This is a genomic window from Curtobacterium sp. MCJR17_020 (genome assembly GCF_003234365.2).
In the GTDB taxonomy this organism is placed as follows: Bacteria; Actinomycetota; Actinomycetes; order Actinomycetales; family Microbacteriaceae; genus Curtobacterium.
Map to the genome: position 1 here is coordinate 3,222,260 of NZ_CP126260.1, position 22,809 is coordinate 3,245,068.

The window sequence follows — 22,809 nt, forward strand, 5'->3', positions numbered from 1 at the left end:
CGTGGTGCGGTCCAGCCGGGCAGGATGGTGCGGTGGAGTACTCGGGCGAGCGGTGGGTGCAGCGGCTGCGTGACGGGGAGACACCGAAGCGGTGGCCGTTCCTGGTCGGCCTCGCGATCGTCACGGTGGCCGGTGGGATCGGGGTGTACTTCTCGGCGACCCACCTCGACGGCATCCTGCACTCGGACGCCCGACGCCCGTTCGCCGTGCCGTTGTTCTCGGTGCTGCTGCTCGGGTTCGGGCCCGTGGCCGCGGTGCTGTCCTGGTTGCGCGGGCGGCGCGACCGCGTGGTGCTGGACCGGATCCGCCGGAACGGGACCACGACGCGCTTCCACCTGCCCGTCCTCCGCACGGGCCCGTACGCCGCCGACGACTTCCCGGACCCGAGGCCGGAGCTGTGGACGGTCGACGCGGCGGGCCTCCACGCGTGGTCACCCGAGCGCGACGAGCCCGTGTTCGACCTGGTGTGGGACGACGTCAGGACGATCGAGCTGGCCTCGACGGACGTCCGCGGACAACGCACCGACACCGGCATCTGGATCGTCACCGAGGCGGTGGGCCGGTTCGTGCTGCTGCCGCGCGCAGTCATCGGGCGGCCGTTCGGCGCGAGCGTGACGAAGATCCACATCCTGATGCAGGTGCTCCGGTCGCTGCGGCGGGAGTTCGATCCGCACCACGGAGCGCGCGAGCGCCGCTGAGCCACCGACGCCGGGTCAGCCGACGGGCGGGACCTCGCCGGTCATGTCGACGCGCTCGGTGCCGTCGTTCCAGATGTACGTCGCGGTGGTGCGACCGGATGCGTCAGCGTTCGCCTCGTTCGCCTTCGCGTACGTGTAGGTGACCTTGATCGAGGCGTCGGCCAACCGCTCGACAACCGGCTCGAACGCGTACTGCTCGGACGTCGCGGTGCCGAGGTACCGGCCCTGGTGGAAGAGCAGGATCGCGTACGGTGACCCGGCGGTGCCGAACTCGGGCGCGACGACGGACCAGGACAGTGAGGCGCAGGCGTCGTAGCCGGTGTAGTCGGCGTTCGCAGCGTCCCACTTGGTGTCCTCGAGGTCAGCGGGTGACGGCAGCGCAGCGATCCCGGCAGCCGCTGCCTCGGAGCCGGTCGCGGGATCACAGGTCGGGGTGGGGGTCGGCGTCGGTGTCGGCGTGCTCGTCGGCGACGGGGTGGCTGCCGTGTCCGTCGGCGCCGCGGTCACGGTCTCGGTGACGGTCGGGGTCGCGTCGCCACCGTCCCCGTCACCGGAGCAGCCGGTCAGCAGGGCGACCACGGCCGCGCCGGTCAGGAACAGAGCAGTCTTCGAGGTGCGCACCACTCCACGGTGCACCGACGGCAGTGTCGGCGCTCGCATCGTTACCGGCCCGTAGTCTGCTGGCATGCGGGGAGCGGGCATCGGGGCATCGGCGGACGTCGTGGACGACCACGTCGTGGGTCCGCACGGACCGGTCCCGATCCGGCGCTACCGGCCGCAGGACCCCGCAGCCGCTCCGACACTGGTCTGGCTGCACGGGGGTGGGTTCTTCCGCGGCGACCTCGATCTGCCCGAGTCGGACGCCGTGGCCCGGGTGCTCAGCGCCCGTGGCATCCCGGTGGTCTGCGTCGACTACCGCCTCGGTCCGCTGCCCGGCATGCCCTGGATCGGGCGGACGGGTCCACGGGCACGCCGACGTGCACCGCACGCGCGGGACGAGGTCGTAGCGGTGCTCCGCTCGCTCGCGGAGGAGTGCCCGGCCAGCCTGGTGCTCGGTGGCGCGAGTGCCGGCGCATGCCTCGCGGCGTCGGCGGTCGCCGCTGGCCCGCCCCTGGCCGGCACCGTGCTCGCGTACGGGTTCTTCCACGCGCGACTCCCCCGCGACCCAGCGGTGCAGCGTCTCGTGCGCGGGCACCGGCGGATCACGCACGCTCCACTGTTGCTCGACGCCGCGAACCGCACCTACGCCGGGCCACTCGGCGCCGGAGCGTTCCCGCCACCGGAGGACCTCAGCACGTTCCCGCGCACCCTGGTGCTCGACGCCGAGCGGGACACGATGCGCGCATCCGGCGACCGGTTCGCACGGCAACTCGGTGCCGCGGGGGTCGATCTCGAACGTCACGTCCTGCGCGACAGCCGGCACGCCTTCCTCAACCGACCGGGCAGCATCGACTTCGCGGCTGCCGTCGACCTGATCGCTTCGTGGGTGGTCCGTCGGCCCGTCTGAACGTTCGAGCGTGTGCGACCGTCGGACATTCCGGTGACGCCACGGCGAACCGGACGTATTCTGCTGTCGGAAGCAACGGCGGTTCCGAACACCCTTCGCCACGTTCACCGTCGTGGCGTCCCGCCTCTGCGACGAAGAGTCCAACCGTGACCGAACACCTCATCGAGTACGTCGCCCGTGACCGCACGGGCATCACCGCCGTCGTGACGACCACCAGCGTCATCGACGTCGACACCGTGATCCAGCACATCCGCTCCGGCCACACCGGCTACTACGTGGCCGCCGACTCCTGGAAGCGCACACCGGTCCGGAGCATGTCGTTCATCGGCGGCACCTACCTGTTCGCGAACTGGGACGGCTCGAAGCGGAACATGCTGCACGACCTGGCGTTCCGGTCGCCGACGCGCGCGGTCCGGACAGAGGAGCCGACGGAGACCCGCTTCGCGCGCTTCCTCAGCGCGGTGTTCGGCCGCCGACTGCCGCAGCCCTGACCCCCGCCTACCCTGCCGCTGCCGCTGCGCACGTCCGTGAGAGCATGACGGGCATGCAGAAGGGGGAGCACATGCTCGCGAAGGACGTGTCCGACAAGCGGTTCCGACCGACCAAGTGGCGGGAGGGCTACGACCAGGGTGAGGTCGATGCGTTCCTCGACCGGATCCAGACCACCCTCGCCGGGTACGAGCAGGGGCGGCCGGTGGATCCGCTCACGCCGGATGACGTGACCGCCGTGCGGTTCCAACCGACGAAGTTCCGCGAGGGCTACGACCAGGACCAGGTCGACGACTTCCTCGACCAGGTCGTCGTGGCACTCCGCTCGCACGCAGCTCGCTGAGACCGGCGCCGACGCAGAACGACATCCCCGTCGTCGTACGACGTCGGGGATGTCGTTCCGGGTCGATCCCGCCAGTCGAGCGAGCCCTCAGACCTGCGCGCCCTCCAGCGTCGCCGCGAGCGGGTCGAAGTCCTCGGGCAACGACGCGATCGGTGCGACGGTCGACTCGACCTCGATGAACGAGCGGGCGGCGATCGACTCCTCGACCGCGACCATGGTGTCGAGCACGTGGTACCCGACCTCACCGGTCGCGATGTGCGAGCCACCGCCGCGGATCGCCCGCGCCATGTCGAGCACGCCGAGGCCACGACCGACGGTGGGCTCCTCGTCGAGCAGGACCTCGAAGTCCTGCGAGAAGGGGAACGTCGCGTCCGCGGTCAGCGGTCGCGCGATCCGGATCGGGTGCCCGCCACCGAACGTGTTCGGGTCGGGCAGGACGATCGTGCCCTCGGTCCCGTTGACCTCGAACACGCCGTGGCGGAACAGCGGGGTGTCGAACGAGAGCAGCGACTGCGCGTTGCCGCCCTGCTCGAACGAGGTCAGGACGGAGACGTGGGTCGGCACCTCGACGGGGAACGAGTCGCCCGCGTTCGGCCCGACGACCAGCTGCCGCGTCTCTCGGGACTTCGACCCCGTCGCGACGACGGAGTCGATCGGTCCGAGCAGGTGCACGAGCGCCGTGAAGTAGTACGGGCCGATGTCGAACAGCGGGCCCGCACCCTTGGCGTAGAGGAACGACGCGTTCGGGTGGAACACGTCCGGCCCCTGCCACTGCATGCTCGTGACCGCGGTGAGCGGGGTGCCGATCGCACCGGCCTCGATCGCACGCTTGGCGGTCTGCCACCCCGGGCCGAGCACGGTGTCCGGCGCGATGCCGAGCTTCAGACCGAGGGAGTCGGCGAGTTCGACGAGCGATGCGGCTGAGGCACGGTCCACGCCGATCGGCTTCTCGCTCCACACGTGCTTGCCGGCACGCAGTGCGTCCATCGAGACGGCGACGTGCGTGGCGGGGAGCGTCAGGTTGATGACGATCTCGACGTCGGGATCGGCGAGCACGGATGCGCCGTCGCCCGAGGCCGCGACACCCCACTTCGAAGCCGACGCCGCGGCGCGCTCCGTGTCGATGTCACCGATCCGGACGACCTCGACGTCGGGGAACGTCGTGAGGTTCGCCAGGTACTGCTCGCTGATCATGCCAGCGCCGATGAAGCCGATGCCGACGCGTCCGGTGCGGGTCATGCGGACACCTCCGATGCGGACGACGAACCGGCCGGCGCGAGCTGCGCCGCGAGCCACTCGTACGACTGCTGCACACCGTCGAAGACGTCCCCGTCGAACCCGTCGAACTCGATCACGGCGTACTCGAGCGCCGTCGCCGCACGGAGGGCCTCGGCGAGCCGGACGTCGCCCTGGCCGGCCGGGGTCTGGTCGGTGGGGATCGTCGCGGTGGAGATGTCGTCGCGCATCGGACCGTCCTTGACGTGCACGGCGACGATGCGGTCGCCGAGCTCCTCGATGAACGCGACGACGTCGATGCCCGCGGCCGATGCCCAGTACAGGTCGAGCTCGAGCACCACGGCCGGGTCGAGCAGCGACGCGAGCACCTGCAGCGCGGGCTGCCCGTCGATCTGCGGCCGGAGCTCGTGGTCGTGGTTGTGGTAGCCGACGCGCAGACCGTGCTCGGCGGCCTCGACGGCGGCGGCGTTGAGTCGTGCGGCGACGCGCTCGACGCCCTCGCGGGTCGTCCACGCGTCGGGCCCGACGAACGGGTCGATGACGATCTCGAGGCCGAGTTCCTTCGCCGCGGCGAAGGTGTCGGCGTGCGACGGAGCGGTCATCACGGTGCCGTCGGGCAGCGGGATGGTCTCCTCGACCAGGAACGCGTGGCCGGTCTTCGCGGTGATGCCGTGGGCGTCGAAAGCGGACTTGAGCTGCGGTGCTCGGTCCACGAACGCGAACGCCTCGACGGTGTCGAAGCCGATCTCGGCCAGGCGGCGGACGCCGCCGTCGAGGTCGGGCTCCAGCGCGGCGTTCACCGTGTAGAGCTGCAGGGAGATGGCGGGAGCCATGTCGGGTCCTTTCCGGGGGTGGTGCAGGTGACTGCCTGGAGGCGCGACTCGCGTTGCGGACGCGCGCCGCGCCTCCCGGCTGGTTGCGTTGGTCAGCGGACCGACTTGATCGGCAGGATCACGAGGGCGCCGAGGATGACGGCGACGCCGGCACCCCAGAGCATGAGCGTGTAGTTCTGACCACCGCCGATGCCGAGCAGGAACAGGCCGACGGCCGGAGCGAGCGACTGCGGCAGCGCGTTCGCGATGTTGATGACGCCGAGGTCCTTGCCGGGGCGTTCCGGGTCGGGCAGCACGTCGACGATCAGGGCGGTGTCGATGGCGGCGTAGATGCCGAAGGCGAAGCCGAGGACGATCTCGGCGAAGTAGAAGCCGCCGACCGTGTCGACGTGGGCCAGGATCACGAGGCCGACCGCGGTCAGTGCGGTGGAGCCCCAGACGAAGACCTTGCGGCGCTGGACGCGGTCCGACACCCAGCCGGAGACGGCGGCGCTGACGAGCAGGGCGACCGTGTACAGCAGGACCCCGAAGGCGACGACCCCGACGGCTTCCTTCTGCGGGAGGCCGATGCGGTCCTCCATGTAGAGCAGGCGGTACGTCGTGAACATGAACGTGCCGAAGGTGATGAGGAAGCGACCCCACCATGCCAGGCCGAAGTCCGGGTGCTTGATCGGGTTGGTCCAGAACGAGCTGATCAGGTTGATCCAGCTGAACGGCTTGACCGGCGTCGTCGGCAGGTCGTCGCGGGCCACGAAGCAGTAGACGAGGATCGCGATGATCGCCAGGACACCCGGGGCGATGAAGAGCACCGGGAGGTTGCCGACCAGGTACACGGCCAGGTACAGGCCCGCGAGGATGGCGATGTTCTGCGCGAGGGCGATGACGCTCGAGGCCTTGCCGCGCTGGAACTCCGGCACGTTGTCGGCGAAGCTCGCGGTCAGCGTGGCGAGGACGGCGTTCGCCGTGACCTGCGCGAGGACCCAGGCCAGCGTGAGCTGCAGGACGTTCGGCGAGAACGCGAGCCAGGCGAGCGAACCGACGAAGACGATGACGCCGCCGAGCATCCACGGGCGTCGACGTCCCCACCGGCTGCGGGTGCGGTCGGAGATCGCGCCGAACAGCGGGTTGGCGAACAGTGCACCGAGGGCACCGAACGGCAGGACGGAGCCGACCACGGTCTCGGGGCTCGAGGGGTTGAGCTCGGTCGCCTTGATCGACATGCTCACGAAGACCGGCGTGAGCAGGGCGACGAACAGGCCGAACTGGGCGAAGCTGAGGCCCCAGAGGTAGCCGCGGCCCACACGCATCGTGCTGACGGACTGCGTGATCCCCTCGACCGAGAACGCTCGGGGCGCCGCGGCGTCCGAGGCGGTGGCACCGGCGGCTGCGGTGACCACCGGTGATGCGGTCCCGGCGATGCCGCGGGTGGGTTCTTCCTTCGACGTCGGTGTCGACATGACTCCTCCTCGAGTCATAGGGGGCTTCGGGGCCCTCGAATACCTAGTGCTGCTAGGTGATCGGGACTGTAGCACCGGAAACCTCCGACCGGAAGTTTTCGTCCCGATTGTTGCGCCGGTACATTGGCACGCGTGACCTCCAACGATGGAATCGGCACCAGGGGCCCCTACGCCAAGGGCGTGCAGCGTCGGCAGGAGATCCTCGACCAGACGCTCGACGTCGTCGCCTCGCGCGGGATCGACGGCACCTCGCTGCGCGCCATCGGCGATGCGATCGGGGTCTCGCACGCGGCGCTCCGGCACTACTTCTCGTCGCGCGAAGCGCTGCTGGTCGAGGTCCTGCGGGAACGCGATGCCGCCTCGGACCGGGCACTCGGCGACACGGCCGGCGTCTTCAGCAGGCTCTCCTTCGTCGCCGACCGGAACGTCAGCGAACCGGCACTCGTGACGCTCTACACGACCCTGCTCGGGGCATCGGTGGAGTCTGGCAACGAGACGGCACGAGAGTTCTTCGCCGCCCGGTTCGACGAGGCACGGGGGAACCTGGTCGCACAACTGCACGATGAGCTCGCGGCGTCGGGGCGGCACTCGGACGCCGACCTCGAGCAGGTGGCGTCGCTCATCATCGCGGCGTTCGACGGGCTGCAGGTGCAGTGGCTGCTGGACCGGAACGTGGACATCGCGGGGACGCTGCGGTTGCTGGAGCGGGTGCTGTAGGGGACCTTCGGGCGCATGTCGATGTGGAACGACACCGGGTCGACTCGGAACGACGCCCTCGTCGTCGTACGACAACGAGGACGTCGTTCCGAGTCGACGAACGACCCCTACTTCTCGCCGTCCTCTTCCGGGTTGAAGTGCGAGTCGTCCCCGACGTGCCCAGCGGCCAGGCCGTCCGGGTCGTTCGGGATGGTGTTGTCGTCGCCGAGCCCGCCCGGCTTCTCGGTGCCCTCGGAGTCGTTCACGGGGGCCTTGGCGTCGTCGTCGTGCGTGTTGCTGCTGTCGGTCATGGTCTGCTCCAGTGCAGTGGTCGAACCGAGGGCGACGCCCCCGGCAGGTGCTGAACTCGGACGCTACGTGCCGCTGCTCGGAATCCACCCACCAGCCGCGTGCCCCGACCGGTCGACAGCGGAGTCACCGCTCGGTAGATTGTTCAACAACCCGCGACGACAGGGAGTCCCCGTGACGACGATCGACCTGAACAGCGACCTCGGCGAGGGGTTCGGCGCCTGGACGATGGGCGACGACGCCGCGATGCTCGACGTCGTGTCGAGCGCCAACATCGCCTGCGGATTCCACGCCGGCGACCCGACGATCATGCTCGCCACCGCCCGCGCTGCCGCCGAGCGCGGGGTCGCGATCGGTGCGCACGTCGCCTACCGCGACCTCGCCGGCTTCGGTCGCCGTCCGGTGCACGTCACCCCGGACGAACTCCACGCCGACGTCGTGCACCAGCTCGGCGCGATGGCCGCCACCGCACGGGTCGCCGGCACCGCCGTCACCTACGTCAAGCCGCACGGCGCCCTCTACAACACGGCGTGCGCCGACCCGGTCCAGGCCGAGGCCGTGGTCCGGGCGATCGCCGATGTCGACAGCTCGCTCGCGGTGCTCGCGCTGCCGGGTTCCGAACTCCTGCTCGCGGCAGAACGCCACGGGCTCCGCGCGGTCGCGGAGTCCTTCGCCGACCGCGCCTACGAACCCGACGGCTCCCTGGTGTCCCGCAGCACGCCGGGTTCGGTGCTCCACGATCCGGACGAGGTAGCCGCCCGTGTCCTCCGCATGGTCACCGACGGGGTCGCGACCGCCGTCGACGGCTCCGAGCTGCGGGTCAGCGCCGACTCCGTCTGCGTCCACGGCGACTCCCCCGGCGCCGTTGCGATGGCCCGCGCGATCCGGTCGCTGCTGACCGAGCACGGCGTCACGATCGCGCCGTTCGCACCGTGACCGTCCTCGACCTCCGGCCCACTGGGCGCACCGCCCTGCTCGCCACGTTCGACTCGCTGCCGCAGGTCGTCGCGTTCCGCGCCGGGCTGGCCGCGGCTCGGCTGCCCGGCCTCACCGAGGTCGTGTCCGGCGCGCGGACCCTGCTGCTCCGGTACGACCCGGCGACGACCGACGCCGCGAGACTCCGCAGCGCACTCGAACGGGTCGTCCCGTCCGCCGACGCCGAAGCGGCGAGCGCCGCGGACCCACTCGTCATCCCGGTGGTCTACGACGGCGAGGACCTCGACCAGGTCGTCGCCCTGACGGGCATGCGCCGCGACCGCGTGATCGCGTGGCACACCGGCCAACTCTGGACGAGCGCCTTCTGCGGCTTCGCCCCGGGCTTCAGCTACCTCACCGGCACCGAGCCGTCACTCGACCTGCCACGCCGGAGCACGTCGCGCACCGCCGTGCCGAGCGGTGCCGTCGCACTGGCGGGCGAGTTCAGCGCCGTCTACCCACGCGTCTCCCCCGGCGGCTGGCAGCTCATCGGCCGCACCGACGTACCGATGTGGGCGCTCGACCGGGAACCGCCGGCGCTGGCACCCGCCGGCACACGGGTCCGGTTCGTCGACGCGGGTGCGGCATGAGCGCGCTGACCGTCCTGCAGGTCGGCTACGGCGCGGCAACGCAGGACCTGGGGCGCCCCGGCTTCAGTGAAATGGGCCTCGGCGCGGCGGGCGCCGCCGACCGCGGGTCCGCAGCACTGGCCAACCGGCTGGTCGGCAACCGTCCCGATGCGGCCGTCCTGGAGGCCCTGCTCGGCGCCGTCACGCTGCGGACCGACGCGTACGTGGTCGTCGCCACCGCCGGGGCCGCCTGCCCGGTCGAGATCGAGCGGGCGGACGGGCGGGTCCGCGGTGCGGCCTCGCACGAGGTCCTGATGCTCGCCCCGGGTGACACCCTCCGGATCGGTACTGCCACCACCGGACTGCGCTCCTACATCGCGGTCCTCGGCGGGTTCGCGGTCGAGCCCGTGCTCGGCAGCCGCTCGTGGGACTCGCTCGCACGCCTCGGGCCGCCGCCGCCGTCGCCGGGTGACGTCCTGCCGATCGGCGACGCGCGCGCTTCGTGGCCGATCGTCGACGCCGTGCCGCAACCCGACGAGCACTGGCCGGACGAACCGGTGCTCCTCGACGTCACCGCCGGCCCCCGCGACGACTGGTTCACGCCGGACTGGCGCGACACCCTGACCCGTCAGGACTTCACCGTCGGGTCGGACAGCGACCGCGTGGGGGTCCGCACCACGGCTCCGCAGCCGCTCGTCCGCGCCGTCACGCACGAGCTGCCGAGCGAAGGGGTGGAGACCGGTTCCCTGCAGGTCCCGCCGGAGGGCTTCCCGGTGCTGTTCCTCGCCGACCACCCGGTCACCGGCGGCTACCCCGTCGTGGCGGTCCTCACGCCGGAGTCGGTCGACCGTGCCGCGCAGCTCCGGCCGGGTGACACCATCCGCTTCCGGTTCGTCCACTGACGACCCGCTCACTGACCGATCCGGAACAGGTCGGCGCCACTGCGGGTTGAGTCGGACACTGCCGACGAAAGGTGCACCACATGTCGATCACCGTCCTGCTCGAGGTCCAGTTCCGGAGCGACGTCCCCGCCGACACCGTCGAGGCGGCGATCCGCGAGACGCTCGCCCAGACCCGCGCCTTCGACGGCTGCGAGTCCCTCGAGGTGCTGGTCGACGACGCCGACCCGACGCGCATGGTCGTCGTCGAGTCCTGGACGAGCGGGGCCGCCCACGACGCCTACGAGGCATGGCGGGCGACCCCGGACGGTGCCGCAGCGATCGGACCGATCGTCGCCGCACCGCCCGTCGCGCGGACGTTCGCACGGACGATCGCGATCAGCTGACCTGCTGCGGGTCAGCCCGTGTACTCGTAGGTGCTGACCCAGTCGATGTCGAGGTGCCCGGCGGCACCCCAGTTGCCGACCTGGAACATGTACCGGTGCGCGGTCTTCGGCACGTTCGAGGTGATCGTCTTGATGACCTTGCCGTCGAGCAGGTACTGCACCGACTTGCCGGGGATCCACTCGACCGAGTAGACGTGCCAGCTGCGCCAGGTCACCCCGGTGCTCATGCTCGTCGAGTTCGCTTCCTGCCCGGCGACCATCGAATGGTGGTGGAGCATCGGCGATGCCTCGAAGTTCGCCTCCGGGTAGTCGATCTCGCCGTCCGACCAGACGTCGGACGACGGCCACAGCATGAACGCTGCACCGTTCCCGTCGCCGCCGGTGGCCTTCGCCCGGACGCTGAACTTGCCGCCCACGTGCGACCACGCGCCGTTCGGGGTGCCGAAGGTCCCCGCGGCTCCGTGCTTGCCGTCGAGCGTGACGTCCATGTAGCCGTTGCGGGCGCTGACCTGCGAGCCCGACCAGTACGTGCCGCCCGTCCCGTCCGGGTACGGCTGCCATGAGTTCGCGTAGGTCTTCGCGAACTGGCCGTTCGCCGAGGCCGTCGTGCTGAAGTTCTCGACGAAGGTCTGCTTGAACTTGCCGACGTTGCCGACCGGGGCGGTGACCCCCGCGTAGGCAACGGTTCCCGCTCCGAGCGGCGCCGCCACGACGACGGCTCCGATGAGTGCGGCGATGAGTGCTGTCCGCCTGATCCTGCGGTGCTGCATGTGTCACTCCCTGGTGTGACTGGTGGCACCCGTTCCCCTCGGGCACCCAGCCGGATCTCGGCTGCGCGTCGAAGGTAGGTGCATTCCGCAACGAATGCAGGGGGTTGACAGCAGCACGCCGGACCGGCGACCATGCCCCTCGTTCGAGGGTCAGCGCGCGGCGTGCTCCCGCGCTTCCATGGCGTCCCAGGCGAAGCTCGCGAGCCAGTGCGTGGAGTAGTACTCTTCGCCGACACTCGCGGCCAGACCCGAGGCCAACAGCCGGTCGGCCGCCTCGTCGAGCAGGCTCGCGAGCCCGTCGTCGTCGAGCTCACCGGCGCGCAGGGCGTCCGCGATGCGCCGGGCTGATCCCGCTCGCGACAGGTCGAGCCCGAACAGGTGCACCTGCTGCGGGTCGTTCTCGTCGCGGACCACCGTCGACTGCAGGATCGCGTCGCCCGACCGCACCTGGGCGAAGAAGCCGTCCGACCACGTCGCGAACTCGGCCGGGGTCAGCACGGCCCGCATCAGGTCGGCCTCGGCCAGCCCGGCGGACAGGAAGTCGTGCCCGCTGCGCTCCCAGGCGAACGGCCATCCGGCGTCCTCGCCGAACCACTCGCGCGCCGCTCGCTCCACCGTCGCGGTGAGCTCGTCGCGGCCGAGCGCCCGTGCGGCCTCGAGCACGAGCAGCAGCCCGAACGCCGAGTTCGAGTGCACCCCGTGCCGCACCGAGTGGGCGGCGCCGTCGACCCAGCGGGTGACGAGGTCCTCGAGCACGTCGACCACGGGCGCGAACCCGGGGGCGAGCTGCCGGATGGCCGGCACCTCGGACGCGGAGACCTCGGCGGCGAGCTTCGCGAGCCAGGCCCACCCGTAGGGGCGCTCGTAGTGCGGCGTCGTGTGGAAGTAGGCGGCTTCCGTCGCCAGGTGATCCGCGCTCAGGTGGGCCTGCAGGATCGTGGTGAGCCGGGCCTCCAGGTCGGCCGGCAGACCGTGCGCGACCAGACGCGCTGCGAGCCAGTGCATGTGCACGGACGAGTGCCAGTCGTACGACGTGGCGAAGGCGGGGTGCAGCTCGACCGGCAGCGCCCGGTCGTCCGGGCCGGACGTCGTGTGGTGCGCCGCGTACGGGTACTCGCGCGAGGTGTTCTCGGCGGCGACGGCCGCGAAGCGGTCGGCCCAGGCGGCCCGGGTCAGATCGAGCGGGGCAGCATCAGAAAGCGACAAGGTACATGACTCCCATGTTGACGACGAGCAGGATGGCGGCGGTCGGGATCTGCGCCTTGATCGGACCGTACTTGTCCCGCATCTCGAGCAGGGCAGCAGGCACCAGGTTGAAGTTCGCGGCCATCGGCGTGACGAGCGTGCCGCAGAAGCCGGCGAGCATGCCGATGGCGAAGATCGCGGCGGGGTTGCCGTCGAAGCCCTGCACCAGGACGGGCCATCCGATCGCGGCCGTCATGATCGGGAAGGCGGCGAACGCGTTGCCCATGATGATCGTGAACAGGGCCATGCCGAGGCAGTAGACGACCACCGCGGCGATCAGCGAGCCGCCGGGCAGGATCGACTTGATGATGGTGCCGACGGCATCGCCGACCCCGGCCTGGGTGAAGACGATGCCGAGGGTGGAGAGCATCTGCGGCAGCAGCGCCGCCCACCCGATGGCCTGCAGCAGTCGACCGCCCTCACGGATGGGCGTGGCGATCCTCGGCGGGCGCAGGACGAACACCGCGACGACCACGGCCAGCACCGAGCCGATGCCCAGGCCGGTCAGGGTCGCGCTGCCCTCGGCGAGCAGCGGCGCACCGCCGATCGAGACGAGCGGACCGAGCGTCGCCACGAGGACGGCGACCACGGGCACGACCAGCGCCGGGATGAAGAGCTTGTTGCCGAACTGGGTGGCGAACGCCGCGCGCTCGTCGGGGCTGGTGGTGGCGAGGACGCTCGTGCTGGCGGACGGCTTCGTGGCGGCAGCGGTGGGTTCGGCCGGGCCGGTCTCCGCCCCCGTGCCGGCACCGGGGATGCTGGCGACCCGTGTGCGGCTGGTCGTCCCGGTGAACCCGAGTCCGGCGAGCGCGACCATCACCAGCACGGCGATGCCGAGCACCCACGACGGCGCGGTCTTCGCGGCGACGAACGTTCCGTAGAAGAACGAGACCCCGAGGATCCCCCAGAACGCCGCGTTGCCGAGTCGCTTGGCGTGCGAGGTGTCCGTGACGATGAGGACGGCCACCGCGATGAAGAACGCGCCGATGAGCCAGTAGAGCCATTCGCTGGTGATCACGCTGCAGCTCCCTGCGTCGGGGTGTCGATGCGGGCGTCGGCGGCCATCTTGTCGAGCGTGCGGTCGAACAGCAGCAGTCGCGTGCCGTGGACCAGGAGCGCGGCGATGCCCGTCGGGATCGCCCACAGTGCCAGGTCGATGGGCTCGAGCGACAGACCGTAGGTGGCGTCGACGAAGGTGGTGATGAGCAGGATCGAGCCGACGGCGACGAACACGTCCTCGCCGAAGAAGACCCCGACGGTGTCGGACGACGCCGAGTAGCCCTTGATCTTCTCGCGCATCCGCTCGTCGATCCGGCCGTACTTCTTGATCGCCGCACCTTCGGCCATCGGGTGCACGAGGGGCCGCACGGTCTGCGCCGGCCCGCCGATGCTGGTCAGGCCGACCGCGGCCGTGACCTGCCGGATGGCCAGGTAGCCCGCCAGCAGACGACCCGTCGTGAGCTTGTCGAGCTTCGCGATCAGGCGCTTGGCCTGGTCCTGCAGCCCGTAGCGCTCGATCAGGCCGATGACGGGCAGGACGAGTGCGAAGGTCGTGACGGACCGGCTCGACGCGAAACCGTCGCCGAACGCAGTGAGGATGCCGACGGGACCGATCCCGCCGATGGCCGCGGTGACGATGCCCGCGACGGTCACGACGAGCAGCGCGTTGACGCGCAACGCGAACCCGATGATGACAACGGCGACGCCGATGAGGACGAACATGCGGGACAGTCTGGCCCGCATTGTTCAACAATCGCAAGAGGCTGTTCTGCTCTGTAACACGACGGTCACACGGTGCGAGGTTCGCACCTGCGACGCTCGAGGCCGTGTCAGGATCGGGACATGACCCGAACCGTCAGTGGTGCCGACTCGACGGCCGATCGGCTGCGCACCATGATCGCGTCGGGCGAGTTCTCCCCCGGGGCGCAGCTGTCCGAGGAGCGGCTGAGCGACCAGCTCGGGGTGTCGCGGAACACGCTGCGCGAGGCCTTCCGGCTGCTCGCGCGCGACCGGCTGGTCGAGCACGTGTTCAACCGCGGGGTCTTCGTGCGACGGCTCTCCGCCGAGGACGTCACCGACCTGTACGCCGCCCGGCGGGTGCTCGAGGAAGCCGCGGTGCGGGCGTGCACACCAACGTCACCCGCGCTCGACGCGGCGGCCGCCGCCGTCACGGCTGCGCGGGACGCTGCGGTCACGGGCGACTGGGGCGCCGTCGGCACCGCGGACATCCGGTTCCACGCCGAGCTCGTGCGCGCGGTTCCGAGCACACGGATCCACGGGCTGATGGACGGGCTGCTCGCCGAGATGCGGCTGGCCTTTCTGACGGCCGACGACCCGGCGTCGTTCCACGCCGAGTTCGTGGAGCGGAACGAGGCGATCGTCGTGGCGCTGCGCGCCGGTGACCAGACCGGGGCCTCAGCACTGCTGGCTGACTACCTCGACGATGCGGAGCGGACGCTGCGGGTCGCTGCGGGCGCGAAAGGCTGACGGGAGGCCCGGTGCGGGTCGTTCCTGCGGGCTCGCGCCGCCGCGACTAGCGCTGGTACCGGCCGAGGCCGCGCTTCTTGTCGCGGAGCGCGACGGCGAGCATGCTGCCGCCGAGCACGAGCCACAGGACAGCCATGAACACGCGGAAGCCACTCGGTTCGATGACCGCCATGACACTCCACAGCACCCCGACCGCGATCCACACCGCGCCAACCCAGACCAACGGCCGACCGAAGGTCGCGCGGAGGAACCGGTTGTCGCTGCTCATGGCCCGAACCCTACGCCCGGCCGTGCACGACGTCAGCCCCCGACGAGTGCCTTCACCGCGTCGATCACGATCTGCCGACGCCGCGCAGGTGCGACCGCCGCGACCAACGAGCCGTACTCGGGGGAGGCCGAGCTCCAGAACGCGGCGAGGTGCATCACCAGACCGAGCAGCACCGCCGGACGGTAGCTGCGCGGCAGGACCCCGGCGCGCTGGGCATGCTCCACCGCGGCGACGGCCTCGGCGTTGCTGGCGATGACGGCTTCGAGCGCACCGTCACTCCCCCGCTCGAGGCGGTGCCACGTGGCGAGCCGCTCGGCCCAGGGTCGCTGGACGTACGAGTCGTGCAGGCGGGCAGCCCACTCGGCGAGGTCGTCGGTGTCGATCGGGACCTCGTCGAACGTCTCAGCGACGGTCTGGGCGAGGAGCGCGTCGAACAGCCCCTCCTTGCTGCCGAAGTAGTGGAAGATCTGCGCCTTGTTGCTCGACGACGCCGCGGCGATCCGCTCGATCTTGGCGCCGACGAGCCCAGCCGCGGCGAACTCGTCGCGTGCCGCGAGCAGGAGTCGTGCGCGCATCGCGTCGGGGGCTGGGGGCGTGAAGCGTGCCATGCAGACAACCGTATCGACCGAGTCGGCGCCGCGGAGCCGGATGGCCGCGATACCGCGCTGGTCAGGCGCGCTGTCGCCGAACGACCCCCCTCAGGACGAGCCCCACCGCCAGCAGGACGCCCGCGACCACCGATCCCTGGACCAGGTCGGAGAAGCCCTGGCGCACGTCGGCGTTCCAGAAGAGGACCACGGCGATCAGGGCAGCGGTCAGGCCGAGCACGATCGACCGGTCTCGCAATCCCCCGCCGGAACGACTGACTGCGGCGGCGATCGCCACAAGCGGGACGGGAAAGAGAGCAGCGAAGGAAGCTGAGCCGTTGAAGAGGAGGACTCCAGCAAGCAGTCCACCCCCGAGACTCGTCGCGAAGGTCACCCAGTCCACCACGCGGAGCTTGGTTGGCGAGCCATCCCTGCGCCGACGTAGTCCCCACAAGAGGATCAAGTAGACGACGGTGCCACCAACGACGAGGAGTGGCGCTGCGCCCCACCAAGTCGAAGCCGGTGCAGTGGTCATCGAAGCACCGAGAGCAACGCTCGAGGAGGCGAGCGCGAGTAGTCCCTGCCTCCACCACCGCTGACTTATCCGCTCGTCATGTTTCACATTCTAAGAGTAGTACCGGCGCGGTGCAGCAGGAACGACCGGCAGCCGCACAAGCACAACGAGTGATATTCACGATATTTAACGTTGTGTACATCGACCTGCAACATCAGTACAGTGCGGATGTCAGCACAAGCTGGCAGCGACTCGGGGAGATGAAGTTGTTTCGTAAGTACATTGCTCGATCGATGGGGTTCGGAGCCTGCTTGCTCCTCTTGGGCTCGCTGGTCGCGCCGGCGGCTGCTGCGCCACTCGCAGAGGTCCCCGCGGCCCACGTCGACGTTGAAGAGCAGGGTCAGGAATTCGTAGCCCTCCAGCACGCCTACGGCACCGCCAAGGACGAGGGGGGAAACTCGATCAATGGCGGGTTCGCCACCTCGCCGGTGGCTTCCTTTCGGTGGAGTTACCGAGGCGTCACGATCGTCGTACCAGCAGGATGCTTCCTCAACATGGCTGTACGAGGCTCAGGTCTCAGCGTCACAGGATCAACAACTGCCGTCGAGTGTTACGGCCCCGCCGCGATCATCCCCGGCATGTTCTGCAACTGGAGCGGTGTCTACCGATTCAAGGACGTCAACGGTCGGCAATACGCCCAGGAAACGACTTCCGTGCGATCGGGCTGCGGCCAGGCGGTGTTCAAGATTCCCAGCGTCAAGAAGCACACGTTGCGTCCGGGAAGCATGTGTGTTGACTTCCGGAACAACGGCGAAGCCCGCGGCCGAACTTGCATGGCGATCTACCGCTGAGCGTCAAAAACCAATGGCATCGAGCGCCTGACCGACGATTCGAATGGCCTCCGGAAGGGGTGGCCTGCGCCGCCCCTTCCGGAGCACGAAGAAGGAGGGTCCGTGCCCGTCAAGCACTCTCGTCTGCGACACATCGTCAGCACAGGGCTGGCAGTGAGCGCAGTCCTGCTCGGGACAACTTGTGTCGTGCTCGTCGCCGGCGGCTGGCCACTGTCGGTCGCAGCCGGAGCAGCCGGGCTGACCGCCTCGGGCTTTGCAGGCACCGTCGATCCGAAGAGCAAGGCCGCCCCGGCCGCCTTCCTGATCTGCGTTGCAGCAATCGGCACGGCGTTGATTGTCCATCAGGTGGTCTCGTGAGCGACCCGATCGAACTTCGCGGGGTCCGCAAGGCCTATGGGAAGCACGTCGCCCTCGACGATGTGTCCTTCACCTGCCCACAGGGGACGATCACAGCGTTCTGCGGACCGAACGGCGCCGGCAAGTCCACCGCGCTTCGGATCCTGACTGGGATCACCCGAGCGGACGTTGGCACTGCGATGGTGAACGGTCAGGAACTCCAGAAGCTGCCTGCTCCGGCTAGATTCCTCGGTTCCCTTCTCGACGCGTCAGCGTTCCACCCAGGTCGGTCGGTTCGCGAGACGCTCCGACTCACCGCCTTCACCATCGGTGAGTCCAGACAACGAGTCGACGAGTGCCTCGAGACCGTCGGGTTGCAGTCGGTGGCCGCTAGACGAGTCGGCAAGCTCTCCCTCGGTATGCGACAACGACTCGGGCTTGCGCATGCACTACTCGGACGCCCTCGGACGCTCGTCCTGGACGAGCCCTCCAACGGTCTGGATCCCGAAGGGATGCAGTGGCTCGACAGGATGCTTCGCCAATTCGCTGATCAGGGCGGGACGGTGTTGGTCTCCACACATCAGCTCGCGGCGGTGGAGCGGACTGCGGATCGCATCGTTGCGATCTCCCGCGGACGGGTCGTCGACCAGGTTCGGCTTGAGGAGCTGCGCGCACGAACCGGGCGGAGTTTCCTCGTGGCCGAGGATCAACCGCGCTTCGCGCATGCTCTGCGGCTCGTCGGGGCACACCCATCTCCGATGGCAGAAGGCTTGCTCGTGGACCTCGAGCCCGTGGAAGTCGGGCGGCTTGCCAGAGATTCGGGCATCGCGCTCTCTGCACTCCGCGCAGAGGACGTCCGGCTTGATTCCTACCTGTCCTCCATCACTGAGACCGAATACGAGGGGAAGGCGACGTGATCCGCTTAGTTCTCGTCGAACTGCGACGCGCGGTCGATACGCGCGGGCCGCGCTGGTCCTTCGCGGCGGCGGCCGTCAGCGGTGTCCTGCTGTCCTTTGTCGTTGCGCGAGATGCGACGACGTTCGCGGCGTTCGTCGCCGGACTCAGCCTTGCGCTTCCGCTGCTCATGGGCCTTCTGGCTGTCATGGCGTTCACGGCGGAATGGAGCACGCGCGCTGCGTTGACGACGTTCGCTGTCACTCCACGCCGACAACGAATACTCGGTGCCCGTTACGCCGCAATCCTGCTCCTCGCTGCCTCGACTCTCGTTGCCATCCATCTCCTCGCAGCCGTCGGCTTCGTTGTCAGCAGGCCCGGTTCTGTCGGTTCCGTTTTCGACGTTGCCGTTCTGGCGCAGTTCTGGCAGATGCTTGCGACAACGATCGCGGCAACCCTCACGGCAATCGCCGTAGCGAGCCTCGTGCTGCGAACGGCGCTCGCCCTGCTCATCGCCGTGTTCGGACCTTTTCTCCTGACCATCGGGCTCGCGTTCACACCCGGCCTGGTCGACTGGCTGAACCCGTACGGCTTCGCGTCTTGGCTCGCGGAGCCGCAACTGTCCTGGACCATCACGTCGGAGACCACTGTCGGACTCGGGCCCGCGGTGACGTCATTCGCGGTCTGGACCGCGCTCCCGCTCGCGCTCGGGTGGGTCCGACAACTCCGCGCGGAGCCTCGCTGATGCTTGGTCCGACCGCGGGCAAGGCAAGCGGACGCCCTCCGAGACATCGCGTACCGACGCTCGACCTCGTCGGCGGGGTGGTCGTGACCTGCGGCACCTGGCTGGTTCTCGACCTGCTCTCCGCCTGCGTTGCTGCGCTGGCCACGATCACCTGGGCGGCGTCTGCGCCGAGCATCATCGGGACCACGCCGATCCCCCAGGGAGCATCGCCGGACCCTGCGGCAGTGCGGCGATGGCGCGCACAGCACCCGAGCTCGACCGTGAGCGAGGCGATTGCCGCAGTCACGAAGTCGTAGCTGCTGACGGTCCCCCGAGCCCGCGCCGGCGAAACGTTGCGCGCCGAGCGGCATCGCGTGCGCTGACAATGCCCCGGCGCACGAAACCCCCACGGATGGGCAAGAATGCGTCCCCCGATCCTCCCTAGGCTCATGACAAGCGCACCACCACGCCGCAGATCCGCGGCCGGCCCAATGACGGGAGGTTCGACATGTCACAGTTCGTCCAGGAGTTCACGCAGGGCGCCATCGTCGGAGAACCCGAGGTCGTCGAGGACCGCGCGTCGGTGCGCGAGGTCGCCGAGCATCCCGCGTGGATGCGGCTGAAAGCCGCTGTCGTGTCGTTCCGTGCGTTGCAGACGGCCGACGGCTCGATACCCGACCATGCGGTCCACGCGACCGCTTCCGAGCACCTGGCCACGATCCTCCCGGCCATTGCCGAACTGGCCCCGTTCTTTCCGCACGATGCGGCGTACCTCGCTGCACTGCAGCGCGATTTGACACGCTGGGAACGCGACGGTTTCGGCGTTCCCGACTTCCTCGACGCACTGAACGAATTCCAGCCGCAACAGCACCGCGTCGACGGGCTCGGCCACCTGGTCGTCTTCCCGATGGTGACGCAGAACGGCAGTTCCTCGCGGTTCGTCGAAGCCGTCCTGGTCGAGGTCATCTGGCCGGAGTTCATCGCGGAACTCGAAGCGGGCGACTACAGCAACAAGCTCTTCGTCGCACTGCGGTTCGTCGACTTCACGCCCGGCTACGACACGAACTCGGCGGTGCTGTTCCCCGAGACGGTCGCGATGCGCGAGATCCCGACGTTCACGTGGGGTGCGATCTTCCAGGACCGCGAAGCCGCTCGCTACCGCAGAGTCGTCCGTGCCGCTGCGGAGATCACGAAACTGGAACTGCCTGACGACGCTGCAGCGATGCTCGACGACCAGGAGCTGACGGAACAGGTGTTCGTGATGTGGGACCTCATCCACGACCGATCGCACATGCGCGGGGATCTGCCGTTCGATCCGTTCATGATCAAGCAGCGGATGCCGTTCTTCCTCTACTCGCTGGAAGAACTGCGTTGCGACCTGACGGCGTTCCGGGAGTCCGTACGGCTCGAACGTGCACTTTCTGCATTGCCGGATGCAGATCTCGACGAAGCGCAACGCGCGATCCGCGACCACGCACGCCTGGTGCAGTACGCCGTCGTCTTCGACCGCATCTTCCGGTTCGCGATCACCGGCAGCCGCGTCCGGAACTACGATGGGCTCGGCGGGCAACTGTTGTTCGCGTGGATGCACCAGCACGATGTCCTGCACTGGACGGACACGCAGCTCACCATCGACTGGGATGCCGTTCCCGACGTGATCATCGCGCTCAGCGATGAGATCAACGAGTTGTACCGGCGGTCGATCGACCGACCGAAATCGGCGCACTGGCTCGCTGCGTACGAGATGCTCACCCGGACGCTCACGCCGCACCCGGCATCGAGATGGGCGCGGGGACTGCCGGAGGAAACGCTCGCCGGCATGTCGAAGGGCTACACCGACGCCGTGCTCGACGACGAATTCCCGCTGTCGATGTTCTACGAAGCGCTCAACAAGAAGATGGCTGCGGTCATCGCTTCGACGGCTGGCATCACCGGCTCGTCGTCGGACGCTCCGTCCGCTGTTCCGTCCGTTCCGGACGTCGCCGCGTGAGCGCTGGGTCACTGTCCGGTCGCACGGTGCTGGTCGCGGGCGCGACCAGCACCAGCGGCGCGGCGGTCGCGCGCGCACTCACCTCCGCCGGGGCGGCCGTCGTCGCGGTCGGCACCAGACCAGACGCACTGGAGGCCCTGCACGCCTCCGTCCCGGGCGTCACGACCCACACGTACGACCTCGCAGACCTCGGCGCGGTCACCGCGCTCGCGGCTGCGGTCCGCGACACGTCGGGCCCGGTCGACGGGCTGGTCCACCTGGTCGGTGGGTGGCGCGGGGGCGGCGGCATCGCCGGCCAGTCGGACGACGACTGGGACTTCTTCGACCGGGCGTTCCGCACCCTGCGGAACACCACACGCGTGTTCTTCGACGACCTGGTGGCGTCGCCGGCCGGACGGCTCGCGTTCGTCTCGTCCACCGCCGTCGACTCCCCCACGGCGGGTGCCGCGAACTACGCAGCCGCCAAGGCCGCTTCCGACGCGTGGGTCCGTGCGGTCGCCCAGGGCTTCCGGAAGGATGCACCGGACTCGGCGGCAGCCACCGTGTTCGTCGTCGGCGCTCTGGCCGGTCTCGAAGAGCGGCTCGGCGACGAGGTCGTGCGGCTCTGGTCGGCATCGCCGGCCGACGTGAACGGCGCCCGTCTCCCGCTCTCCCTTCCTTAGGATGAACCAGTGACCCTTCGACTCCACGACCTGGACCTGCGGGGCTTCGCCTCGGACAACTACGCCGGCGTCCACCCCGAGGTCCTCGACGCGATCGCAGCGGCCAACGACGGCCACCAGATCGCGTACGGCGAGGACGTCTACACGGCCCGTCTCAACGAGGTGATCGGCGACCACTTCGGCTCCCAGGCGCAGGCGTTCCCGGTGTTCAACGGGACCGGCGCCAACGTCGTGGGGCTGCAGTCGATGCTGCCGCGGTGGGGCGCCGTCGTGTGCACCACGACCGCGCACATCCACACCGACGAAGCGGGTGCTCCCGAACGCATCGGCGGGATCAAGCTGCTGCCGGTCGAGACCCCGGACGGCAAGCTCACCCCCGAGCTCATCGACAAGGAGGCCTGGGGTTGGGGTGACGAGCACCGTGCCCAGCCACTGGTGGTGTCCATCACGCAGACCACCGAGCTCGGCACCGCCTACACGGTCGACGAGATCCGGGCGATCGCGGACCACGTCCACCCGCTCGGCATGACGCTGCACATGGACGGCGCACGCATCTCCAACGCCGCTGCAACCCTCGGCCTGCCCCTGCGCGACTTCACCACCGATGCCGGCGTGGACGTGCTGAGCTTCGGCGGCACGAAGAACGGCATGCTCTACGGCGAGGCGATCATCGTGCTCGACCCCGACGCGTCAGAGGGGCTGCACTACCTGCGCAAGATGAACATGCAGCTGTCGTCGAAGATGCGGTTCGTCTCCGCGCAGCTCATCGCGCTGCTGTCCGACGACCTGTACCTGCGCTCCGCCGGGCACGCCAACGCCATGGCCGCCCGACTCCGTGGCGCACTCGAGGCCCGGATCGCCGACGGCAGCATCCAGGGCGTCGGGTTCAGCCAGGAGACCCAGGCGAACGGGGTGTTCGCGACGCTGCCCGCGGGGGTGGCAGAGCGGCTGCGCAAGCACTTCCGGTTCTACGACTGGGACGCCAGCCGCAACGAGGTGCGGTGGATGTGCGCGTACGACACGTCGGAGCAGGACATCGACGACTTCGTGGCGGCGTTGACGCGGGAGCTCGACGCGGCCTGAT

Annotated in this window: 28 protein-coding genes and 2 pseudogenes; 18 read left to right on the forward strand and 12 right to left on the reverse strand. The window is 69.5% G+C overall.

Features of this window, described 5'->3' with window-relative positions; all coding sequences use genetic code 11:
* The first annotated feature begins 32 nt into the window (after positions 1-32).
* Entirely contained in the window at positions 33-698 is a 666-nt protein-coding gene (locus DEJ14_RS15300; protein WP_111086648.1) for a hypothetical protein, read from the forward strand.
* Between the two features lie 15 nt (positions 699-713).
* Here DEJ14_RS15300 and DEJ14_RS15305 read toward each other — a convergent pair whose 3' ends face one another.
* A complete protein-coding gene (locus tag DEJ14_RS15305; RefSeq protein WP_181437646.1) occupies positions 714-1,319 on the reverse strand; it encodes an LppP/LprE family lipoprotein in 606 nt (201 codons plus the stop codon).
* A gap of 64 nt (positions 1,320-1,383) precedes the next feature.
* Here DEJ14_RS15305 and DEJ14_RS15310 point away from each other — a divergent pair, with 64 nt between their 5' ends.
* The 4 genes and pseudogenes from DEJ14_RS15310 to DEJ14_RS15325 form a co-directional block, all read left to right on the forward strand.
* Positions 1,384-2,205: an alpha/beta hydrolase gene (locus tag DEJ14_RS15310; RefSeq protein WP_111086650.1), complete on the forward strand. Its 822-nt coding sequence runs from the start codon at positions 1,384-1,386 to the stop codon at positions 2,203-2,205.
* 146 nt (positions 2,206-2,351) lie between these two features.
* Complete coding sequence (locus tag DEJ14_RS15315; protein ID WP_111086651.1) at positions 2,352-2,696, forward strand: hypothetical protein; 345 nt, start codon at positions 2,352-2,354, stop codon at positions 2,694-2,696.
* A 71-nt stretch (positions 2,697-2,767) separates the two neighbouring features.
* A pseudogene (locus tag DEJ14_RS15320) lies at positions 2,768-2,860 on the forward strand (DivIVA domain-containing protein); the annotation flags it as partial.
* A gap of 39 nt (positions 2,861-2,899) precedes the next feature.
* Positions 2,900-3,019: pseudogene (locus DEJ14_RS15325) on the forward strand (DivIVA domain-containing protein); the annotation flags it as partial.
* Between the two features lie 105 nt (positions 3,020-3,124).
* Here the strand turns inward: DEJ14_RS15325 and DEJ14_RS15330 are convergent.
* The 3 genes from DEJ14_RS15330 to DEJ14_RS15340 all read right to left on the reverse strand — a co-directional run bounded on the left by DEJ14_RS15330 (position 3,125) and on the right by DEJ14_RS15340 (position 6,563).
* A complete protein-coding gene (locus DEJ14_RS15330; protein ID WP_111086692.1) occupies positions 3,125-4,276 on the reverse strand; it encodes a Gfo/Idh/MocA family protein in 1,152 nt (383 codons plus the stop codon).
* Positions 4,273-5,106 (reverse strand): sugar phosphate isomerase/epimerase family protein, encoded by an 834-nt coding sequence (locus DEJ14_RS15335; RefSeq protein ID WP_111086653.1) that lies wholly within the window; start codon positions 5,104-5,106, stop codon positions 4,273-4,275. Before DEJ14_RS15335 ends, DEJ14_RS15330 begins: the two co-directional genes overlap by 4 nt.
* A gap of 92 nt (positions 5,107-5,198) precedes the next feature.
* Complete coding sequence (locus tag DEJ14_RS15340) at positions 5,199-6,563, reverse strand: MFS transporter (protein WP_111086654.1); 1,365 nt, start codon at positions 6,561-6,563, stop codon at positions 5,199-5,201.
* 132 nt (positions 6,564-6,695) lie between these two features.
* On the opposite strand from DEJ14_RS15340, the gene DEJ14_RS15345 reads away from it, so the two are divergent.
* Entirely contained in the window at positions 6,696-7,280 is a 585-nt protein-coding gene (locus DEJ14_RS15345) for a TetR/AcrR family transcriptional regulator (protein ID WP_111086655.1), read from the forward strand.
* Positions 7,281-7,387: 107 nt separating this feature from the next.
* Here the strand turns inward: DEJ14_RS15345 and DEJ14_RS15350 are convergent, their stop codons facing one another.
* The gene (locus DEJ14_RS15350) at positions 7,388-7,570 is read right to left on the reverse strand and encodes a hypothetical protein (protein WP_111086656.1); all 183 of its coding nucleotides are present in this window, start codon (positions 7,568-7,570) and stop codon (positions 7,388-7,390) included.
* 172 nt (positions 7,571-7,742) lie between these two features.
* Here DEJ14_RS15350 and DEJ14_RS15355 point away from each other — a divergent pair, with 172 nt between their 5' ends.
* The 4 genes from DEJ14_RS15355 to DEJ14_RS15370 all read left to right on the forward strand — a co-directional run bounded on the left by DEJ14_RS15355 (position 7,743) and on the right by DEJ14_RS15370 (position 10,397).
* Positions 7,743-8,504 carry a LamB/YcsF family protein gene (locus DEJ14_RS15355; RefSeq protein ID WP_111086657.1) on the forward strand — a complete coding sequence of 254 codons (762 nt, stop codon included), beginning with the start codon at positions 7,743-7,745 and terminating at the stop codon, positions 8,502-8,504.
* Positions 8,501-9,133: a 5-oxoprolinase subunit B family protein gene (locus DEJ14_RS15360; RefSeq protein ID WP_111086658.1), complete on the forward strand. Its 633-nt coding sequence runs from the start codon at positions 8,501-8,503 to the stop codon at positions 9,131-9,133. The genes DEJ14_RS15355 and DEJ14_RS15360 overlap by 4 nt, the downstream gene beginning before the upstream one ends.
* Positions 9,130-10,014, forward strand: a complete 885-nt coding sequence (locus tag DEJ14_RS15365) for a 5-oxoprolinase subunit C family protein (protein WP_111086659.1) — start codon at positions 9,130-9,132, stop codon at positions 10,012-10,014. The genes DEJ14_RS15360 and DEJ14_RS15365 overlap by 4 nt, the downstream gene beginning before the upstream one ends.
* Positions 10,015-10,094: 80 nt before the next feature.
* Complete coding sequence (locus DEJ14_RS15370; protein WP_111086660.1) at positions 10,095-10,397, forward strand: putative quinol monooxygenase; 303 nt, start codon at positions 10,095-10,097, stop codon at positions 10,395-10,397.
* Positions 10,398-10,408: 11 nt separating this feature from the next.
* Here DEJ14_RS15370 and DEJ14_RS15375 read toward each other — a convergent pair whose 3' ends face one another.
* The 4 genes from DEJ14_RS15375 to DEJ14_RS15390 form a co-directional block, all read right to left on the reverse strand.
* The gene (locus DEJ14_RS15375) at positions 10,409-11,167 is read right to left on the reverse strand and encodes a glycoside hydrolase family 16 protein (protein WP_111086661.1); all 759 of its coding nucleotides are present in this window, start codon (positions 11,165-11,167) and stop codon (positions 10,409-10,411) included.
* Between the two features lie 150 nt (positions 11,168-11,317).
* Entirely contained in the window at positions 11,318-12,373 is a 1,056-nt protein-coding gene (locus DEJ14_RS15380; protein ID WP_258373378.1) for a DUF2891 family protein, read from the reverse strand.
* Entirely contained in the window at positions 12,360-13,430 is a 1,071-nt protein-coding gene (locus DEJ14_RS15385) for a DUF979 domain-containing protein (protein ID WP_111086662.1), read from the reverse strand. The genes DEJ14_RS15380 and DEJ14_RS15385 overlap by 14 nt, the downstream gene beginning before the upstream one ends.
* A complete protein-coding gene (locus DEJ14_RS15390; protein ID WP_111086663.1) occupies positions 13,427-14,134 on the reverse strand; it encodes a DUF969 domain-containing protein in 708 nt (235 codons plus the stop codon). The genes DEJ14_RS15385 and DEJ14_RS15390 overlap by 4 nt, the downstream gene beginning before the upstream one ends.
* A 120-nt stretch (positions 14,135-14,254) precedes the next feature.
* Here DEJ14_RS15390 and DEJ14_RS15395 point away from each other — a divergent pair, with 120 nt between their 5' ends.
* The gene (locus tag DEJ14_RS15395) at positions 14,255-14,899 is read left to right on the forward strand and encodes a GntR family transcriptional regulator (RefSeq protein WP_111086664.1); all 645 of its coding nucleotides are present in this window, start codon (positions 14,255-14,257) and stop codon (positions 14,897-14,899) included.
* A 46-nt stretch (positions 14,900-14,945) separates the two neighbouring features.
* Here DEJ14_RS15395 and DEJ14_RS15400 read toward each other — a convergent pair whose 3' ends face one another.
* The 3 genes from DEJ14_RS15400 to DEJ14_RS15410 form a co-directional block, all read right to left on the reverse strand.
* The gene (locus DEJ14_RS15400; RefSeq protein WP_111086665.1) at positions 14,946-15,167 is read right to left on the reverse strand and encodes a hypothetical protein; all 222 of its coding nucleotides are present in this window, start codon (positions 15,165-15,167) and stop codon (positions 14,946-14,948) included.
* Between the two features lie 32 nt (positions 15,168-15,199).
* Positions 15,200-15,775: a TetR/AcrR family transcriptional regulator gene (locus tag DEJ14_RS15405; RefSeq protein WP_111086666.1), complete on the reverse strand. Its 576-nt coding sequence runs from the start codon at positions 15,773-15,775 to the stop codon at positions 15,200-15,202.
* Between the two features lie 61 nt (positions 15,776-15,836).
* Positions 15,837-16,289, reverse strand: a complete 453-nt coding sequence (locus DEJ14_RS15410) for a hypothetical protein (protein ID WP_146249833.1) — start codon at positions 16,287-16,289, stop codon at positions 15,837-15,839.
* Between the two features lie 173 nt (positions 16,290-16,462).
* Between DEJ14_RS15410 and DEJ14_RS15415 the strand changes: the two genes are divergently transcribed.
* The 7 genes from DEJ14_RS15415 (at position 16,463) to DEJ14_RS15445 (ending at position 22,808) form a co-directional block, all read left to right on the forward strand.
* Positions 16,463-17,119 (forward strand): hypothetical protein, encoded by a 657-nt coding sequence (locus tag DEJ14_RS15415; RefSeq protein ID WP_146249834.1) that lies wholly within the window; start codon positions 16,463-16,465, stop codon positions 17,117-17,119.
* Positions 17,120-17,221: 102 nt separating this feature from the next.
* Complete coding sequence (locus tag DEJ14_RS15420; protein ID WP_181437647.1) at positions 17,222-17,476, forward strand: hypothetical protein; 255 nt, start codon at positions 17,222-17,224, stop codon at positions 17,474-17,476.
* On the forward strand, positions 17,473-18,372 hold the full coding sequence (locus DEJ14_RS15425) for an ABC transporter ATP-binding protein (RefSeq protein ID WP_181437648.1): 900 nt from the start codon (positions 17,473-17,475) through the stop codon (positions 18,370-18,372). Before DEJ14_RS15420 ends, DEJ14_RS15425 begins: the two co-directional genes overlap by 4 nt.
* Positions 18,369-19,094 carry a hypothetical protein gene (locus tag DEJ14_RS15430; RefSeq protein WP_111086670.1) on the forward strand — a complete coding sequence of 242 codons (726 nt, stop codon included), beginning with the start codon at positions 18,369-18,371 and terminating at the stop codon, positions 19,092-19,094. Before DEJ14_RS15425 ends, DEJ14_RS15430 begins: the two co-directional genes overlap by 4 nt.
* 487 nt (positions 19,095-19,581) lie before the next feature.
* The gene (locus DEJ14_RS15435; protein WP_111086672.1) at positions 19,582-21,063 is read left to right on the forward strand and encodes a DUF6421 family protein; all 1,482 of its coding nucleotides are present in this window, start codon (positions 19,582-19,584) and stop codon (positions 21,061-21,063) included.
* Positions 21,060-21,725, forward strand: coding sequence for an SDR family oxidoreductase (locus DEJ14_RS15440; RefSeq protein WP_258373379.1), 666 nt, complete (start codon positions 21,060-21,062; stop codon positions 21,723-21,725). Before DEJ14_RS15435 ends, DEJ14_RS15440 begins: the two co-directional genes overlap by 4 nt.
* 9 nt (positions 21,726-21,734) lie before the next feature.
* Positions 21,735-22,808, forward strand: coding sequence for a threonine aldolase family protein (locus DEJ14_RS15445; protein WP_111086673.1), 1,074 nt, complete (start codon positions 21,735-21,737; stop codon positions 22,806-22,808).
* Position 22,809: the final 1 nt, after the last annotated feature.